Raw genomic sequence first — 19,531 nt, forward strand, 5'->3', positions numbered from 1 at the left:
TAGTAAGAACAATTACTAAATAGAAGGAGGATTAAAGTTATGCGAACAATTATTATTGGTGGTGGGGCATCGGCAATGACTTGTGCTAGTAAACTACGAAGAAATGATGCAACGATGGAAATTATTGTTTATCAAGCAAGTAGTTATGTTTCATTAGGCGCTTGTGGGATTCCATATTATATTGCTGAAGAATTTGATAATGTTAATGATTTATTAGCAAGAACGCCCGATTGATTTGAAAAACAAAATATTCAAATTTTTTTAAACTCGCAATTAACTGCGGTTGATTTTGATAAAAAAGTAGTTATGATTGGTAATCAAGTAACTTCTGAGATAATTACTAAACAATATGATAATTTAGTTATTGCTACGGGGGCGATGCCAATTGTTCCTAAATTTGAAAATGACCATTTAGGAAATATTTTTACAGCCGTTAGTAAAGAAGATGCTTACAATATTAGAAAACAAGTTAAAGATAAACAAAAAATTGCTATTATTGGTGGTGGTTTTATTGGTTTGGAACTGGTTGAGGCATTTAGTCATTTGCAGAAAGAAGTTGTTCTTGTTGAAGCGTTAGAACGAGTTGGTGCTAAAGCTTTTGATGTTGAGATTACCACTATAATACAAGAATATTTATTGGCAAAAACTGTGCAAGTGCATTGTTCCAAAGAATTATTAGGTTTTCAAGGCGAAAATGATGTTCAAGCAATTGTATTAGCAAATAATGAAATTATTGCTGCTGATTTAGTAGTTTTAGCACTGGGATTTCGTCCGCATACGCAATTATTTAAGGATACGGGTTTAGAAATGCTAGATAATGGGGCAATTGTTATTGATCATCAAGGAAAGACTAATATTGCTAATGTTTATAGTGTTGGTGATTGTGCAACAATTACTAATTTAGTAACTAAAAAACAATCATATCTTCCTTTAGCAACAACAGCAGTTAAATTAGCTCGCGTTATTGCTAATGTTATTGCTAATGTTATTGCTAATGTTGATGATCGCTTAGAAGGAACTTTGGGAAGTGCGATTTTACAAATTGTTGATTTGCAAGTTGCTCGGACTGGATTAAGTGAATGAGAAGCAAAAGCAATGAATTTTAACTATCAAACAATTATCATTGATGATTATGATTTACCAAATTATATGTCAAAGCAAATGCCTTTAAAATTAAAATTGCTTTATGAAGTTGATTCCTTAAAATTATTAGGAGCACAAATTGTTGGTTATAATAAAGCAGTTTTAAGAATTAATGCTTTAGCGGTTGCGATTTGTAAGCAAATGACATTACCAGAAATTGCCAAGTTAGATTTGGTCTATGCACCACCTTTTGGACGCACTAGTGATATAATTCATATTGGTGCTAGTAAAATTAAGAAATAATTAAAGGAGAAGTTAATTTATGTCAAGAAAATTTTCAGAACAGGAAGTTGTGCGACGCGATAAGTTAGAGCAATTAGTAAAAGCAAACCATAATCCGTTTGTTATTTCTAAGGTAGAACGCACGCATACTACTGCTGAATTTAAAGAACAATATGATGTATATAGTAAAGAGCAATTGCAAGGAAAACCGGATGTGATTACGATTGCGGGAAGAATTAGGGCTTTAAGAACGGCTGGCAAAGCAATTTTTGCTAATGTTCAAGACCAAGATGGTCAAATTCAAGTTTATCTTCGTCTTGATGAAGTTTCTAAGGAAGAATTTCTTGCTTTTGAACAATTAGATTTAGGCGATATTATTAGTGTTACTGGTGGGGCAATGAAAACACAAGTTGGGGAATTGACTTTAAGACTGGTAGCGTTTCAATTGCTTAGTAAGGCATTAAAACCGTTGCCTAATAAACATGATGGTTTAAAGGATACCGAAGAACGATATCGTCGGCGATATGTTGATTTGATTGTTAATGAAGAAGTTAAAGCAGTATTTATTAAAAGAACGCAAATATTAAATTTAATTCGGCAATATTTACAAACAAGAGACTATTTAGAGGTGGAAACGCCAGTTTTACAACCAATATTAGGTGGGGCAACAGCGAAACCTTTTAAAACGCATCATAATACTTTGAATATGCCATTTTACTTGCGAGTTGCTCCTGAATTGTATTTAAAAAAACTTCTTGTCGGTGGTTTTGAGAAAGTATTTGAAATGGGACGATTGTTTCGTAATGAAGGTATGTCAGCGAAACATAACCCTGAGTTTACTGCGATTGAAATTTATGTTGCTTATCAGGATATGAATTTTATGATGCAGTTAACCGAAGATTTAATTAGTTATTTAGTTAAGGCAATTTTGCCTAGTAGTGAAATAACTTACGATCATCAAAAAATTAATTTTCGGCAATGAAATAAAATGAGTATGGTGGAAGCACTTAAAAATGTTAGTGGAGTAGAATTTAATCGCGAAATGACATTAGTGCAAGCACGAAAGTTAGCTAAAGAGCATAACATAATTTTAGAAAAGCATCAGCATACGATTGGTCATATCATTAATGCATTTTTTGAACAATTAGTTGAAAAAACCTTAATTCAACCGTCATTTATTTATGGATATCCACTGGAAGTGTCGCCATTAGCGAAAAAGAGTTGTTCTGATGAACGGTTTACTGATCGTTTTGAACTATTTATTGGCGGTAGAGAGTATGCTAATGGTTATTCTGAATTAAATGATCCCATTGACCAATATAATCGTTTTGAACAGCAGTTAGCATTAAGAGATTTAGGTGATGAGGAAGCTAATGAAATGGATTTAGACTTTGTTGAAGCCTTAGAATATGGGATGCCACCAGCTGGTGGTTTAGGGATTGGTATTGACCGCTTAGTAATGTTATTAACGGAACAATCATCAATTAAAGATGTGTTATTATTTCCTCATATGCGAATTAAAGAATAAGAGGATGCTAAGAAGCGTTAAAAAAGAGTAAGGAATTTAATTCCTTACTCTTTTTTGTTAATTCTAAGATGTTATAATCCACATTGCAGTTGAGCACTGCAATTATCGCAGGTATTGCATCCTCCCGCTTCAACGATGTTGCCTTCATTGCAGAAAGCACAGAGGTCGCCGATATTAGTTCCACGGGTGCGGTCTTGTTTAATACCACGGTATTGGTTTGTAGGAAAGGCGTTGCTAGGGGTTGTGGGATTAGGACTAGTGACAATGGGTGTTTCTAATGGTGACAGACCGAGTTGTTCTTGGATTGGCTCGCTGTCATCGGTTAGCGATAGCACTTGGGCGTTTCTTGATCCATCAACATAGACAGTACCACCTTTGGCACCGTTTTTGTATAAGTGCATATATAGTTTTTCCACATTTTTAACTGTGTAGCCAACAGGAGCATTAACGGTTTTGGAAATTGATGAGTTAACTCAGCGTTGAATAATACATTGTACATCAGCATGAGCAACGGGAGTTAGTTCCATCGCGCTAATGAAAATATTAGGTAGCGGTTTATTAACATATTCGGGATGATATTTTAGTCATTCATTAACAATTTTAGCATTAACTTTAATATTTTTACCAAGGCGACCACTCCGATAAAAGTTAAAAGCAAAGTATGGTTCTAAGCCAGTAGAAACACCAACCATTGTTCCAGTTGTTCCCGTAGGAGCGATAGTTAGTAAGTGGGAATTACGAATCCCATATTTTTTAATAGCATTACGAATTTCGGGGTTCATTTTTTTCATATAACCCGTATTAATAAAGGCGTTGTGGTCTTTTAAGAAGGGAAATGAACCTTTTTCTTTGGCAATATTTACTGATGTTAAATAAGCAGTTTCGGCTATTAATTGAAATATTTTGTTAACAATGCTATTTCCTTCAATGGAACCATAAACGACATTGGTTCATATTAATAAGTCGTGTAATCCCATAACGCCTAAACCAATCCGGCGTTCACCCAAAGCTTGGATTTTGTTTAATTCTAAAAAGTAAGGGGTACTGTCAATAACATTATCTTGTAAACGAATAGCAATATTAACGGTTTCTTTTAACTTATCTCAAAGAATTTCTTTTGTATTGCGGTTAACAAAGTTAGCTAAGTTAATTGCCCCGAGATTGCATACTGAATAAGGAGCAAGTGGTTGTTCACCACAAGGGTTAGTAGCAACAACTTTCATACCATAGGCTTTAGCGTTAGTCATATCGTTGGCTTGGTCAATGAAAAATAATCCAGGTTCGGCTGAATAGGTGGCACAAAAACTAATTAAGTCTCATAAGTCGCGAGCTTTCATTTGATAATAGTTTTTAAGTTTGAATCCCATTTGTTCTCATTGTTTAATATCACCAATTGTGTGCCAAAGAGTATCATATTGTTCTTTTTCTGCTTGTGAATAGTTATCTAAGTCGGGGAATTGTAAAGTTCATTGGGTATCATTTTCTACTGCTTGCATAAAGGCGTGGCTAATGGTAACAGAAATGTTGGCGCCGGTTAAAAATTCAGGACGATTTACTTTTCATTCACCGCCATCTAAGAGTTTTTTGCGGGCAGTTTCAACAATAGTAAGAGCTACGGTGTTTTCGTTTTCAATAATAGCTTCTAATTAATTGTTTTTCAGCTGGTAATATTGGTTCAAATCGGAGTTTTTTAGTTGCTTCTTCGCGAATTGCTTGGTCTTGCGAATTTTCTTTTAATCATTTTAAAATTTTGGGGTTTTGCATTTTACAAACGATAAATTCAATAATATCAGGATGTCAGTCGGCTAACATAATCATTTGGGCTCCGCGCCGACTGCCACCTTGCTCAACTAAGTGGGTTAGCGAAGATAAGTCGTTTAATCATGATACAGAACCTGATGATTTGCCACCAACACTTTTAGCAACGGTTCCTTTGGGTCTTAAAGTTGAACCGTTGCTACCAACCCCACCACCGTGAGACATAATTTCCATTACTTCTTTACGATGTTCAGAAATACCATTTCTTGAGTCTTTAATCATTGGCATTACAAAGCAATTAAAAAAAGTAACATCAGAGTTGCTTCCTGCACCGTAAAGAATTCTTCCCGCGGGAACAAAGTTAAGATTTTTTAATTGTTCCTGAATTGTAAATATAAATGGGACAGTTTTTTAAAATAATTGTATTAAATCTATTGGTCTTTTATAAGATAATGATTTTTTGGGTGTAGAATTAATTTGAAATGCTATAGAATTTAAGTCTTTTTGTTTATATGAAGATAAATCAGTAGATTTTGGTAAATATCTTCTTAAAATACCATTATTGTTCTCATTTAAACCTCTTTGACAAGGTTTTCCGGCATCTGCAAAATAAATTTTAACATTACAATTTTTTTCAATTAATTTTCATTTACTAAATTCTTTACCACGATCAAAAGTAATAGTTTTAATTGTTCCTGGTATTAATTTTGAAATAAATTTTATTATACTTTGTGTAATACTTTCTGCTTTATGATTTTTAGTTTTCAAAGGAATTGTGGTTTTTGATCATATATCAGCTAAAGTAATAATAGAACTTTTATGATCTTTACCAACGATAGTATCTCCCTCTAAATGGCCAAATTCTTGTATATTTTTAATATTTGGAATGATTAAATTTCTTTCATGAATAGATTTACAATTATTAATTCTGCCCCTAGTTTCTTTTTGTTTATGAGGTTTATTTTTGCCTTTTCTCAATAAATTTTTTTCATCAAAACCCATTCGATTTGTTTTAAACATGTTACCTGAAATGTAAAATTAAAAAGGACACTTATATAAAAAACAAATTGTGTTAATTCTATAATTAAGAAAAGAAAGGAATTAGCACAATGTATAAGTATCTGACTATTGAATCAATAATAGCAATAAAAGAATATAAAAGTTATGGATTTTCTATTCGTAAAATAGCAAAAGCAATTGATTATAGTAAATCAACTGTACACAGAGTTTGTAAATTATTAAATCAAAACTTATTACCATTAGAAATATTGAATCAAGTTCAAAAAAATAAACAAAATGCAGGTAGAAAATTAATAATTTTAACTTTAACAGAAATTAATACTATCAATCATTTGTTAATTACTAAAAATTATGCTCTTGATATAATTGCTGATTTTTTAAAGAAAAATAAAATAAAAAATATTTCAACAAAAACTTTATATAACATGTTTAAAACAAATCGAATGGGTTTTGATGAAAAAAATTTATTGAGAAAAGACAAAAATAAACCTCATAAACAAAAAGAAACTAGGGGCAGAATTAATAATTGTAAATCTATTCATGAAAGAAATTTAATCATTCCAAATATTAAAAATATACAAGAATTTGGCCATTTAGAGGGAGATACTATCGTTGGTAAAGATCATAAAAGTTCTATTATTACTTTAGCTGATATATGATCAAAAACCACAATTCCTTTGAAAACTAAAAATCATAAAGCAGAAAGTATTACACAAAGTATAATAAAATTTATTTCAAAATTAATACCAGGAACAATTAAAACTATTACTTTTGATCGTGGTAAAGAATTTAGTAAATGAAAATTAATTGAAAAAAATTGTAATGTTAAAATTTATTTTGCAGATGCCGGCAAACCTTGTCAAAGAGGTTTAAATGAGAACAATAATGGTATTTTAAGAAGATATTTACCAAAATCTACTGATTTATCTTCATATAAACAAAAAGACTTAAATTCTATAGCATTTCAAATTAATTCTACACCCAGAAAATCATTATCTTATAAAAGACCAATAGATTTAATACAATTATTTTAAAAAACTGTCCCATTTATATTTACAATTCAGGTTTATATAAAGTTTTTGTTGAAATATTTTTTATTTTATTTTTCTTTAAAAAATCAGCAATTATATCAAGAGCATAATTTTTAGTAATTAACAAATGATTGATAGTGTTAATTTCTGTTAAAGTTAAAATTATTAATTTTCTACCTGCATTTTGTTTATTTTTTTGAACTTGATTCAATATTTCTAATGGTAATAAGTTTTGATTTAATAATTTACAAACTCTGTGTACAGTTGATTTACTATAATCAATTGCTTTTGCTATTTTACGAATAGAAAATCCATAACTTTTATATTCTTTTATTGCTATTATTGATTCAATAGTCAGATACTTATATATTGTGCTAATTCCTTTCTTTTCTTAATTATAGAATTAACACAATTTGTTTTTTATATAAGTGTCCTTTTTAATTTTACATTTCAGGATTCCGCCAGAAATTACAACATCATTTGTTTGAATAACAATTTTTGTTTTACTTATATTTTCATTATTGCTTCGTTTTTGTCTTTTATTAATTTATGTTTTCTAATCTAGTTTGTTGTTCTTGTTTTTCATAAGGACTATTAGCAACGATTCCCGCTATTCCACTACTTGCTACTGTTATTGTACTTAATAAACTAAGTAATTTTTTCATATTAATCAAATTCTTCTCATAAATTTTTGCTAATTAATAAATTTTTATAGTAATCACTCGACCCTTTCTTAAATTTATAAAATTTAATTAATAGAAATTAATTATAAACTATCAAAAAACAATTTCTATCATTTTTTCAGAATATTGAATACTAATTCTAGAAAAAATTATTATTAAAACAGAAAAATAAACTAACTAAGTTTAACTTTGTTAAAATCACTACCAAGAAAGGCGATTCTTTATGTTAGAAATTAATAATAATGTAAAAACCTTAGAAAACAAGCATTGATTAAGTCTATTTACAATCCATAAAAATATGTACACCAATAAATCCTGAAAAATTAGCTAATGAATATGAAAAATTAGATGAATACTTATATAAATATCATTATCGGTTAAAACAAGGTGGATTGGCAACCCTTTTTAGGACACTTTTTATGTAGACTGGTATTTTCTAAATTCAACGGGAGTTAAATAATTTAAACTGCCATGAATTCGAATATTGTTATATCAATTAACAAAATCAAATAGTTCGCATTTTAGTTGTGTTAAGTTTGCAAATTTTTTACCGTTAATAAATTCGGTTTTAAAGGTTTTGTAAGTTGCTTCAGCAACAGCATTATCATATGGGCATCCTTTGGAGCTTAATGATCTTTTAATTTTAAAGGTTATTAAAATTTCATCAATAATTTTATTTTTAAACTCATTACCACGATCAGTATGAAATAAAGTTATTTTATTTAATGGTCGTGTTATCTTGTGAAAAGCTTGTTGAACTAATTCAGCAGTTTTATTTGGTCCAGCACTATAGCCAATTACTTCGCGATTAAACAAGTCAATTAATAAACAAATATAATGTCATTTAGTGCCAACTTGAACATATGTTAAATCACTAACAACAACTTCATTTGGTTTTTTGTCATTAAATTGACGATTTAAAACATTATTAATTTCGTCATTATTAACTGTTTTTTTATGATTACAATATTTTAACTTGGTGTATTTAGAAACCAAATTATTTTTGATCATAATGAATCGGATTTTTCGTCGTGATAAAATGATATTTTTTCTTATTAAAACAGCTTTAATTTTACGAGCACCATAAATCTTGCGACTTTTATTAAATGCACTGATAACTTCTTGTTCATAATTATTAACATCAAACTTGGTGCATTTATTAGTTTGATAATAATTAGTTTGATAATAATATGTTGATTTTAGTAAACCTAAAATCTTACATATTTTCCTCACTGAATATTTATTTTTGTTGTTATTAATTATTGTTATTTTTTCCCGATTATCAGTGCTGCTTGCTTTAAAATGTCATTTTCCATTCGTAATTGTTGGTTTTCTTTTCGCAAGTAAATTAATTCATTTTCTTCGACAGTGCGATTATCTTTTGCTTTAAATGACCCAGAATTATTATAATTTTTAATTCAACTATAAATAGTTGGTTTTGGTAAATTATATTCTTTCCCTAAATTAATAACACTTTTGTCATTTTTGTATAGCATTACAATTTGTTTTTTAAATTCTTCAGAGTATGAGGTTTTATTTCCCATTTTTATATTCCTTCTTTCTTAATAATTTTGAAGTCTATATAATTATGGTCCAACTTATTGTAGCCTATCCAAGGTTATAAAGTAGTTCATTTTGCATCAAGAACAATTATTACAATTTTTGGTGAAGTTATTTTTAAACGACGCCGATATAAATATTGAAATCAAAAATCAAGTAAATTTGAATATGTATGTTTATTAGATAAAGAAATTGGTTTATTGCCCAAACAACGCATTTATTTTGATGTCCAATTTAAAGTTTTAAATCTTTTGGGCGATGGTAAACGATATCGTGATGTTTTAGATGCTCTAAATCATTGTTATATTTCAAAAGGTAGTATTTCAAATATTTTAAATAAATACGATATTGCTGAATATTTTCAACTAGCAGAAAAAGAAACTAAAACTAGAATTGATGTCAAAAATAAGGATCTATATATTCAACTAGATGAGACATTTTTAGCGACATTAGATCATAAAGTTAAACAAGATCAAAGAATTCGTTTAGTTACTTTTCATACTGGACATAAAGAAAAAAATTACAAAAATGCTCGTAAAGCGTTAGAAAATAAACGAGGTCATTTTCTAATATTAAAAGTTGGTAAACGAATAAATACGATGAATTATCGTGATTTATTAATTAAGGAATTACAAAAACATTATGTGAATATTAATTATGACAGAATAATTGTTTGTGGCGACGGTGCTACTTGAATTAGAGAAATTGCTAATAGTTTTGGTAATGTTAGATATATTTTGGATGGTTATCACGCTATTAAAAAATTAAAACAAACGGCATTTAATATTATTTTTGAAAATCGTAAAGTAACACTAAATAGTTGAATTGAATTATATAAGGATGGCAATCATCAAGAATTAATCAAAAACATTCGTAATTTTGCTAAAAATGAATTAAATAAAGATATTAAAACAAATTTAAGAAAGGCTAGTAATTATTTCAGTAATAATAAGCAAGGTATTCATCATCAAAATTTAGAATGAAATATCGGTTGTAGCATTGAAAGTGATGTATCACATTTAGTAAAACAACAATTAGGGTATGGAGCAAAAATATATAATCACAAGAATTTAAATAATTTATTACATTTAAGAATGGCAAATTGGATTGGCAACCCTTTTTAGGACACTTTTTATGTAGACTGGTATTTTCTAAATTCAACGGGAGTTAAATAATTTAAACTGCCATGAATTCGAATATTGTTATATCAATTAACAAAATCAAATAGTTCGCATTTTAGTTGTGTTAAGTTTGCAAATTTTTTACCGTTAATAAATTCGGTTTTAAAGGTTTTGTAAGTTGCTTCAGCAACAGCATTATCATATGGGCATCCTTTGGAGCTTAATGATCTTTTAATTTTAAAGGTTATTAAAATTTCATCAATAATTTTATTTTTAAACTCATTACCACGATCAGTATGAAATAAAGTTATTTTATTTAATGGTCGTGTTGTCTTGTGAAAAGCTTGTTGAACTAATTCAGCAGTTTTATTTGGTCCAGCACTATAGCCAATTACTTCGCGATTAAACAAGTCAATTAATAAACAAATATAATGTCATTTAGTGCCAACTTGAACATATGTTAAATCACTAACAACAACTTCATTTGGTTTTTTGTCATTAAATTGACGATTTAAAACATTATTAATTTCGTCATTATTAACTGTTTTTTTATGATTACAATATTTTAACTTGGTGTATTTAGAAACCAAATTATTTTTGATCATAATGAATCGGATTTTTCGTCGTGATAAAATGATATTTTTTCTTATTAAAACAGCTTTAATTTTACGAGCACCATAAATCTTGCGACTTTTATTAAATGCACTGATAACTTCTTGTTCATAATTATTAACATCAAACTTGGTGCATTTATTAGTTTGATAATAATATGTTGATTTTAGTAAACCTAAAATCTTACATATTTTCCTCACTGAATATTTATTTTTGTTGTTATTAATTATTGTTATTTTTTCCCGATTATCAGTGCTGCTTGCTTTAAAATGTCATTTTCCATTCGTAATTGTTGGTTTTCTTTTCGCAAGTAAATTAATTCATTTTCTTCGACAGTGCGATTATCTTTTGCTTTAAATGACCCAGAATTATTATAATTTTTAATTCAACTATAAATAGTTGGTTTTGGTAAATTATATTCTTTCCCTAAATTAATAACACTTTTGTCATTTTTGTATAGCATTACAATTTGTTTTTTAAATTCTTCAGAGTATGAGGTTTTATTTCCCATTTTTATATTCCTTCTTTCTTAATAATTTTGAAGTCTATATAATTATGGTCCAACTTATTGTAGCCTATCCAAATTTAAACAAATTAAATGTATTACATTATATTAATGAAAACATTAATTCAGAAATAGAAATCAGAAAAGAAGTATATAGTAATATTGTAAATTCACAAATAAATATATTACATTTAAGTAAGTAAAAATATTAGTTAAAATTTAATAAAATTAATAATTTTTTATTGTGTAAAAATTCAATAATATGATAAAATGGTAATGAATAAAAATGATAATAACAAGAAAGGCAGGGTTAGTTTAGTAATTAAATAATATAATTAGCTGATTGTTTTACTTCTTCAAAGCAATACCTAAGAAAACTAAACGCGACCTAAAAATAAATAATAGTATTATTATGTTGAGGATTGTTATATAATTATTACTGTTGAATTAATAAATTCCCATATTAATTTCTTGTTCTGTTAAAAGAACCAATAATATTTATTGTCCAGAGGAGGTTGAAGTGATGAATAAGTACGAAATTATGTATATTATTAATCCAGAATGTAAAGATATTAAAGCATTGCAAGAAAAGATGCATAATATTTTAAAACAAACGGGAAAAGTTGAAAGTGTTACTGATTGAGGGTTAAGAGATTTAGCTTATCCAATTAATCATAAAAATAAAGCTTATTATACAATATTAAAAGTTACGGTTAATAAAGAAGCAATTAGTGAGTTTATGCGTGTTGCTAAAATTGAGCAAGATATCTATCGTCATTTAATTATTAATCTTGATACTGAACAAAATTATAGTGATAAAATGATTGCTGACTTAAAGTTAAATACTAATGAAAATGATGAGCGACCAAGTCGTTATAGCGGTGAAAGAAGACAAAGACCTTATGTACCGCGTGAAACTTATAAAAAACCTGAAAATAAGTAAATACCATAAAGGAATGAATATATTATGTTAAATAAAGTAATTTTAATTGGTAGAATTACTAATGATTTAAATTTACGGTCAGCAAAAAATAATAAATCATTTTTATATTTTACAATAGCCATTAATAATTTTAATAATCAAGCAGATTTTATTAATTGTGTTGCTTGAGAAAAGGTAGCAGACTCAATGTATAATAATCTTCGTAAAGGTTCATTAGTAGCGGTTGAAGGTCGCATTCAATCAAGAAAACAAGAACAAAATGGTGTGCTAACAACGATTACTGATGTTAGAGCGATTAGTGTTAAGTTTTTAGATTCAAGAGGTAGTGGTGCTGGGATTGGGAATTCTCGCAATGCTGCGACGCCGTCATTTGTTAATGATTATAGTTCTCCCGTTGAGAACCAAATTGATGAACAGACATTTAATCTTAATAATATGAATTTTGATTTTGTTAATAATGATGTTGTTGATAATAAGAAACAAGGGGAAAATAACGAAGGTGCAAATTTAACATTTGATAATAATGATAATGATGATGCTATTGCGTGAGGAGAGTAAATTATGGAAAATAAGCGTATAAATGTAAATCGGTTTAAAAAGCGAAAAAAACCATGTTTTTTTACAAAAAATAAAGTTAATTACATTAACTATAGAGATGTTGAAGAATTAAAAAAATATATTTCTGCTAATGGACAGATTTTAACAAGAAGAGTTAGTGGTAATTGCTCTTTCCATCAAAGAATGGTGGCAATGGCAATTAAAAGAGCAAGAACCGTGGCTTTATTACCATATCTTGTAAAATAATTAAGGGTTGATTAGCATACTTAATATTTGTATTAAGTATGCTTTTTATTAACCTGAAATGTAAAATTATTAAAAAGGACACTTATATAAAAAACAAATTGTGTTAATTCTATAATTAAGAAAAGAAAGGAATTAGCACAATGTATAAGTATCTGACTATTGAATCAATAATAGCAATAAAAGAATATAAAAGTTATGGATTTTCTATTCGTAAAATAGCAAAAGCAATTGATTATAGTAAATCAACTGTACACAGAGTTTGTAAATTATTAAATCAAAACTTATTACCATTAGAAATATTGAATCAAGTTCAAAAAAATAAACAAAATGCAGGTAGAAAATTAATAATTTTAACTTTAACAGAAATTAATACTATCAATCATTTGTTAATTACTAAAAATTATGCTCTTGATATAATTGCTGATTTTTTAAAGAAACCTGAAATGTAAAATTAAAAAGGACACTTATATAAAAAACAAATTGTGTTAATTCTATAATTAAGAAAAGAAAGGAATTAGCACAATGTATAAGTATCTGACTATTGAATCAATAATAGCAATAAAAGAATATAAAAGTTATGGATTTTCTATTCGTAAAATAGCAAAAGCAATTGATTATAGTAAATCAACTGTACACAGAGTTTGTAAATTATTAAATCAAAACTTATTACCATTAGAAATATTGAATCAAGTTCAAAAAAATAAACAAAATGCAGGTAGAAAATTAATAATTTTAACTTTAACAGAAATTAATACTATCAATCATTTGTTAATTACTAAAAATTATGCTCTTGATATAATTGCTGATTTTTTAAAGAAACCTGAAATGTAAAATTAAAAAGGACACTTATATAAAAAACAAATTGTGTTAATTCTATAATTAAGAAAAGAAAGGAATTAGCACAATGTATAAGTATCTGACTATTGAATCAATAATAGCAATAAAAGAATATAAAAGTTATGGATTTTCTATTCGTAAAATAGCAAAAGCAATTGATTATAGTAAATCAACTGTACACAGAGTTTGTAAATTATTAAATCAAAACTTATTACCATTAGAAATATTGAATCAAGTTCAAAAAAATAAACAAAATGCAGGTAGAAAATTAATAATTTTAACTTTAACAGAAATTAATACTATCAATCATTTGTTAATTACTAAAAATTATGCTCTTGATATAATTGCTGATTTTTTAAAGAAAAATAAAATAAAAAATATTTCAACAAAAACTTTATATAACATGTTTAAAACAAATCGAATGGGTTTTGATGAAAAAAATTTATTGAGAAAAGGCAAAAATAAACCTCATAAACAAAAAGAAACTAAGGGCAGAATTAATAATTGTAAATCTATTCATGAAAGAAATTTAATCATTCCAAATATTAAAAATATACAAGAATTTGGCCATTTAGAGGGAGATACTATCGTTGGTAAAGATCATAAAAGTTCTATTATTACTTTAGCTGATATATGATCAAAAACCACAATTCCTTTGAAAACTAAAAATCATAAAGCAGAAAGTATTACACAAAGTATAATAAAATTTATTTCAAAATTAATACCAGGAACAATTAAAACTATTACTTTTGATCGTGGTAAAGAATTTAGTAAATGAAAATTAATTGAAAAAAATTGTAATGTTAAAATTTATTTTGCAGATGCCGGCAAACCTTGTCAAAGAGGTTTAAATGAGAACAATAATGGTATTTTAAGAAGATATTTACCAAAATCTACTGATTTATCTTCATATAAACAAAAAGACTTAAATTCTATAGCATTTCAAATTAATTCTACACCCAGAAAATCATTATCTTATAAAAGACCAATAGATTTAATACAATTATTTTAAAAAACTGTCCCATTTATATTTACAATTCAGGAAAAATAAAATAAAAAATATTTCAACAAAAACTTTATATAACATGTTTAAAACAAATCGAATGGGTTTTGATGAAAAAAATTTATTGAGAAAAGGCAAAAATAAACCTCATAAACAAAAAGAAACTAGGGGCAGAATTAATAATTGTAAATCTATTCATGAAAGAAATTTAATCATTCCAAATATTAAAAATATACAAGAATTTGGCCATTTAGAGGGAGATACTATCGTTGGTAAAGATCATAAAAGTTCTATTATTACTTTAGCTGATATATGATCAAAAACCACAATTCCTTTGAAAACTAAAAATCATAAAGCAGAAAGTATTACACAAAGTATAATAAAATTTATTTCAAAATTAATACCAGGAACAATTAAAATTATTACTTTTGATCGTGGTAAAGAATTTAGTAAATGAAAATTAATTGAAAAAAATTGTAATGTTAAAATTTATTTTGCAGATGCCGGAAAACCTTGTCAAAGAGGTTTAAATGAGAACAATAATGGTATTTTAAGAAGATATTTACCAAAATCTACTGATTTATCTTCATATAAACAAAAAGACTTAAATTCTATAGCATTTCAAATTAATTCTACACCCAGAAAATCATTATCTTATAAAAGACCAATAGATTTAATACAATTATTTTAAAAAACTGTCCCATTTATATTTACAATTCAGGTTACAATTAGTAAGTAATGTATTATATATAATGCAAAAAATTTGTGATGTGGAGTGTTAACAAGTGAAAGTAATTTTATTGAAAAATTTAAAAAATTATGGTAAGAAAAACGATATTATTACCGTTGCTGATGGATATGCAAAAAACTATTTATTACCACAAAAAATAGCAATTGTGGCTTCAAGTCAAGCTTTAGTGCAGTTAGGAAAACAACAACAAAAATTTGATAATGAAGTTAATGAAAAAAAGCTTGAAAATGAAGCATTAAAATTAGAAATTGAAAAGATAATTTTAAATTTTGATTTGAAAATTAATAAAAATAAGGTATTTGGAACAATTACTAGTAAACAAATTATTGAAAAATTAAGTCAAGAGTATAATATTCAAGTAGATAAAAAACAGTTAGTTAATTATCAAAATATTAATATTAAATTATTTAATGATATTTTTGCAATTTTGAAAATTCAAGTTGTGGGTAAAAAGTAATGACTATTACTAATAATTTTTTATTAGAAGATGCTGAGGTTAGTGTTTTAGCGGCAGTTATTAATTCTAAAAATGCTAGTGATGAGGTTGTTGCTCTGCTTAATGAGAATGATTTTATTAATTCCCGTCATAAATTAATTTTTAAAGCCATTATTTCGTTATATAATCATCAATTACCAATTGATTTACCAATTTTAACTGATATGTTAGTTAAACAACAAAGTCTTAATCAGGCTGGCGGGGTGGAATATTTGACTTTGATTACGCAAAGTTATATTAGTGATGCTAATTTAGATGATTATTTAAAAATTATTGTTGAACGGACAATGTTAAGAAATTTGCAAGTAGTAACCCAAGATATTACTAAGAAAATTAATACTGAGATTAGTGTGTGAGAACTTTTAGGAATTGCTGAACGACAGATTTTGGAAATTGCTAATAATCGTAAAAAAAATGAGTTTAAAAGTACTAAGGATGTTGTTGATGCGACATTATCTAAGATTGAAAAGTTGCAAAATAGTGATAATCAATTAACAGGTTCAGATAGTGGTTTTATGCAATTAAATAAGATTACTAATGGCTTTCAAAATGGTGATTTTATTATTTTGGCAGCGCGACCATCAATGGGGAAAACAGCTTTAGCATTAAATTTTGCTGTTAATTGTGCACGAGTTTATAAAGATAGTGCTGTGGTCATTTTTTCTTTAGAAATGCCAACTGAACAACTAATTTTAAGAATTTTAGGTTCAGAAACAAAAATTGGTTCAATGCAAATTAAAACGGGAAAAAATTTAACAAGTCGTAATTGACAAGATTTAACTAGTGTTGGTAGTAAATTAAAGCAAAGTAATATTTTTATTGATGATTCGCCGGGATTACGAGTGATTGAGTTAATTTCTAAATTAAGAAAATTAAGTCGTAATTATGACTTAAAATTGGTTGTTATTGATTATTTACAATTATTAGCTGGTGATGGTGAGAATCGACAACAAGAAATTTCTAATATTTCTCGAAGTTTAAAGGCATTAGCAAGAGAGTTAGAAGTTCCAATTGTTTGTTTGTCACAATTATCGCGAAAAGTGGAATCAAGAGAAGATAAACGACCATTAATGTCTGATTTGCGTGAATCAGGTGCAATTGAACAGGATGCTGACTTAATTATGTTTCTTTATCGTGAAGATTATTATGAAAAGAAAGAAGATAGTTTGAATGAAGAATCACATAAAGCACAATTAATTATTTCTAAGCATCGTAATGGTCCCACTGGCATAGTAGAATTACTTTTTTTACAAAAGTATGGTAATTTTATTGATTATAATAAGACTGTGAATAAAAATGAAAAGAAAGAAGGAACACAATATGAAAAGGATGTTTTCAGTAATTAGTCATTTAATGACTAGTTTTGTAATGGTATTTACTATTGTTGCTTGTAGTATGAAGACCCATCCGATTACGATTAATATTACTAATGCTGCCAGTGAATCAACAATATTTGATAAGATTTTTCGTGTTGAGGCAGTTACGAAGACAATAAATAGTTTATTTTATACTTATAAAAAAACTGGTAAAACAGCGTGAGTAGAAACTAATAAAGAGAAAGTAAAACAATTAAATAGTGAATTAGCAACGCAATTTTATGCTGATTTTTATACAAGGTCAGGAGATACCTATTCATATCAGTTTGATATTAATAATTCGTTTGTTAATGATAAATTAAATTTTAATGGGGCTGAGATTAAAGTAATTGATGGTATTAAGGCAGAAGTAACCGATGATAAGACAGCACCTAAAGAAATTGCTTTTGATGTTTTCTTTCAAGGTATTGCTCAGAAGTATAAGTTTAGTGGTACTGTTAATTGAAAATATAATATTATGAAACTTAATCCGAAGGAAGAAACAACTGATAAGTTGATATTTTTTTGAGACTATCAGAGTGATTTAGCAGACATTAAGATTAATAATTTTGTAAAAGTAACTTAATTTAATATTTAATTATTATTTCCATAATTCTTTTTAAGAGAAGAGTTATGGAAATTTTCTTAGTTGATGCTAGGTTTGCTTCTTTGTGATAAATATGTTATAATTAACTAGGAAAAGGTATAAACTAGCAATAAATGAGTTATTATTATTTTTAGGTAATTTTAGTTTATATTGAGTAAAAATGAGGTATTAAAGCGATGAATAAAATAATTAAATTAGTAATAACATTTATTTTAGGTATTGGTGCTGGAGCAGGAATTGGTATTGGAACATTAGTTGCTTGTTCGGGCTCTTGAATTACGGAACAAGAAATAAAAATTGAAGTTCAAGATCAAAAAATTAAGCAACTAATTGCTAATCTTGAAGCAGAAATTAAAATTAAAACAGAACAGTTAGAAGTAGCAATTAATGATTTAAAAGAAAAAGCAATTAATTTAGGATATAAAGAAGTTTTAAAGGATTTAAAAACTTTACAAGAACTTGTTGATGACATTAATCATAAAGATAAAGCGATAATTTCTGATGAGGAAAATGAAATTGTTAATCTTCCTGAATTGTAAATATAAATGGGACAGTTTTTTAAAATAATTGTATTAAATCTATTGGTCTTTTATAAGATAATGATTTTCTGGGTGTAGAATTAATTTGAAATGCTATAGAATTTAAGTCTTTTTGTTTATACGAAGATAAATCAGTAGATTTTGGTAAATATCTTCTTAAAATACCATTATTGTTCTCATTTAAACCTCTTTGACAAGGTTTGCCGGCATCTGCAAAATAAATTTTAACATTACAATTTTTTTCAATTAATTTTCATTTACTAAATTCTTTACCACGATCAAAAGTAATAGTTTTAATTGTTCCTGGTATTAATTTTGAAATAAATTTTATTATACTTTGTGTAATACTTTCTGCTTTATGATTTTTAGTTTTCAAAGGAATTGTGGTTTTTGATCATATATCAGCTAAAGTAATAATAGAACTTTTATGATCTTTACCAACGATAGTATCTCCCTCTAAATGGCCAAATTCTTGTATATTTTTAATATTTGGAATGATTAAATTTCTTTCATGAATAGATTTACAATTAATTAATTCTGCCTCTAGTTTCTTTTTGTTTATGAGGTTTATTTTTGCCTTTTCTCAATAAATTTTTTTCATCAAAACCCATTCGATTTGTTTTAAACATGTTATATAAAGTTTTTGTTGAAATATTTTTTATTTTATTTTTCTTTAAAAAATCAGCAATTATATCAAGAGCATAATTTTTAGTAATTAACAAATGATTGATAGTATTAATTTCTGTTAAAGTTAAAATTATTAATTTTCTACCTGCATTTTGTTTATTTTTTTGAACTTGATTCAATATTTCTAATGATAATAAGTTTTGATTTAATAATTTACAAACTCTGTGTACAGTTGATTTACTATAATCAATTGCTTTTGCTATTTTACGAATAGAAAATCCATAACTTTTATATTCTTTTATTGCTATTATTGATTCAATAGTCAGATACTTATACATTGTGCTAATTCCTTTCTTTTCTTAATTATAGAATTAACACAATTTGTT

The 19,531-nt window shown here is 27.0% G+C and carries 14 protein-coding genes and 7 pseudogenes; 15 read left to right on the forward strand and 6 right to left on the reverse strand.

Annotated elements, in window-relative coordinates; genetic code table 4:
* Positions 1–39 precede the first annotated feature (39 nt).
* On the forward strand, positions 40–1,386 hold the full coding sequence (locus AACK97_RS00095; protein WP_338967829.1) for a CoA-disulfide reductase: 1,347 nt from the start codon (positions 40–42) through the stop codon (positions 1,384–1,386).
* 19 nt (positions 1,387–1,405) lie between these two features.
* A complete protein-coding gene (lysS, locus tag AACK97_RS00100; protein WP_338967830.1) occupies positions 1,406–2,893 on the forward strand; it encodes a lysine--tRNA ligase in 1,488 nt (495 codons plus the stop codon).
* A 71-nt stretch (positions 2,894–2,964) separates the two neighbouring features.
* On the opposite strand, the pseudogene AACK97_RS00105 reads toward lysS, so the two are convergent.
* Together AACK97_RS00105 and AACK97_RS00115 are read right to left on the reverse strand one after the other, a co-directional pair.
* Positions 2,965–5,029, reverse strand: a pseudogene (locus tag AACK97_RS00105) (vitamin B12-dependent ribonucleotide reductase); the annotation flags it as partial.
* Positions 5,030–5,062: 33 nt separating this feature from the next.
* Positions 5,063–5,674, reverse strand: a pseudogene (locus AACK97_RS00115) (IS30 family transposase); the annotation flags it as partial.
* A gap of 86 nt (positions 5,675–5,760) precedes the next feature.
* Between AACK97_RS00115 and AACK97_RS00120 the strand changes: the two are divergent.
* The gene (locus tag AACK97_RS00120; protein ID WP_338967834.1) at positions 5,761–6,705 is read left to right on the forward strand and encodes an IS30 family transposase; all 945 of its coding nucleotides are present in this window, start codon (positions 5,761–5,763) and stop codon (positions 6,703–6,705) included.
* A gap of 34 nt (positions 6,706–6,739) precedes the next feature.
* On the opposite strand, the pseudogene AACK97_RS07575 reads toward AACK97_RS00120, so the two are convergent.
* A pseudogene (locus tag AACK97_RS07575) lies at positions 6,740–7,072 on the reverse strand (helix-turn-helix domain-containing protein); the annotation flags it as partial.
* A gap of 730 nt (positions 7,073–7,802) precedes the next feature.
* Positions 7,803–8,929 (reverse strand): IS3 family transposase gene (locus AACK97_RS00130; RefSeq protein WP_338967836.1). Its coding sequence is split into 2 segments (ribosomal slippage): positions 7,803–8,686 and positions 8,686–8,929, totalling 1,128 coding nucleotides; the frame shifts between segments, so codons are not numbered across the junction.
* A 66-nt stretch (positions 8,930–8,995) separates the two neighbouring features.
* Between AACK97_RS00130 and AACK97_RS00135 the strand changes: the two genes are divergently transcribed.
* A complete protein-coding gene (locus AACK97_RS00135; protein ID WP_338968916.1) occupies positions 8,996–10,069 on the forward strand; it encodes an Mbov_0401 family ICE element transposase-like protein in 1,074 nt (357 codons plus the stop codon).
* 8 nt (positions 10,070–10,077) lie between these two features.
* On the opposite strand, the gene AACK97_RS00140 is transcribed toward AACK97_RS00135, so the two are convergent.
* A protein-coding gene (locus AACK97_RS00140; protein WP_338967837.1) for an IS3 family transposase occupies positions 10,078–11,189 on the reverse strand; the annotation gives its coding sequence in 2 pieces (ribosomal slippage) (positions 10,078–10,946 and positions 10,946–11,189; 1,113 coding nt in all).
* 517 nt (positions 11,190–11,706) lie between these two features.
* On the opposite strand from AACK97_RS00140, the gene rpsF reads away from it, so the two are divergent.
* The 11 genes and pseudogenes from rpsF to AACK97_RS00195 all read left to right on the forward strand — a co-directional run bounded on the left by rpsF (position 11,707) and on the right by AACK97_RS00195 (position 18,518).
* The gene (rpsF, locus tag AACK97_RS00145; RefSeq protein WP_338967838.1) at positions 11,707–12,126 is read left to right on the forward strand and encodes a 30S ribosomal protein S6; all 420 of its coding nucleotides are present in this window, start codon (positions 11,707–11,709) and stop codon (positions 12,124–12,126) included.
* Between the two features lie 24 nt (positions 12,127–12,150).
* Positions 12,151–12,684: a single-stranded DNA-binding protein gene (locus tag AACK97_RS00150; protein WP_338967839.1), complete on the forward strand. Its 534-nt coding sequence runs from the start codon at positions 12,151–12,153 to the stop codon at positions 12,682–12,684.
* A gap of 3 nt (positions 12,685–12,687) precedes the next feature.
* A complete protein-coding gene (rpsR, locus tag AACK97_RS00155; RefSeq protein WP_338967840.1) occupies positions 12,688–12,930 on the forward strand; it encodes a 30S ribosomal protein S18 in 243 nt (80 codons plus the stop codon).
* Between the two features lie 140 nt (positions 12,931–13,070).
* Positions 13,071–13,367, forward strand: a pseudogene (locus AACK97_RS00160) (helix-turn-helix domain-containing protein); the annotation flags it as partial.
* Positions 13,368–13,452: 85 nt separating this feature from the next.
* Positions 13,453–13,749 (forward strand): annotated as a pseudogene (locus tag AACK97_RS00165) (helix-turn-helix domain-containing protein); the annotation flags it as partial.
* 85 nt (positions 13,750–13,834) lie between these two features.
* Positions 13,835–14,779, forward strand: coding sequence for an IS30 family transposase (locus AACK97_RS00170; protein WP_338967087.1), 945 nt, complete (start codon positions 13,835–13,837; stop codon positions 14,777–14,779).
* A gap of 28 nt (positions 14,780–14,807) precedes the next feature.
* A pseudogene (locus AACK97_RS00175) lies at positions 14,808–15,461 on the forward strand (IS30 family transposase); the annotation flags it as partial.
* Positions 15,462–15,555: 94 nt separating this feature from the next.
* Positions 15,556–15,978, forward strand: coding sequence for a 50S ribosomal protein L9 (gene rplI / locus AACK97_RS00180; protein ID WP_338967841.1), 423 nt, complete (start codon positions 15,556–15,558; stop codon positions 15,976–15,978).
* Entirely contained in the window at positions 15,978–17,363 is a 1,386-nt protein-coding gene (gene dnaB, locus AACK97_RS00185) for a replicative DNA helicase (protein WP_338967842.1), read from the forward strand. Before rplI ends, dnaB begins: the two co-directional genes overlap by 1 nt.
* A complete protein-coding gene (locus AACK97_RS00190) occupies positions 17,347–17,958 on the forward strand; it encodes a hypothetical protein (protein WP_338967843.1) in 612 nt (203 codons plus the stop codon). The genes dnaB and AACK97_RS00190 overlap by 17 nt, the downstream gene beginning before the upstream one ends.
* 197 nt (positions 17,959–18,155) lie before the next feature.
* On the forward strand, positions 18,156–18,518 hold the full coding sequence (locus tag AACK97_RS00195) for a hypothetical protein (protein ID WP_338967845.1): 363 nt from the start codon (positions 18,156–18,158) through the stop codon (positions 18,516–18,518).
* Positions 18,519–18,537: 19 nt separating this feature from the next.
* Here AACK97_RS00195 and AACK97_RS07580 read toward each other — a convergent pair.
* A pseudogene (locus AACK97_RS07580) lies at positions 18,538–19,483 on the reverse strand (IS30 family transposase).
* Positions 19,484–19,531 lie beyond the last annotated feature (48 nt).

This window comes from Spiroplasma endosymbiont of Lonchoptera lutea, from assembly GCF_964019715.1.
In the GTDB taxonomy this organism is placed as follows: domain Bacteria; phylum Bacillota_I; class Bacilli_A; order Mycoplasmatales; family Nriv7; genus Nriv7.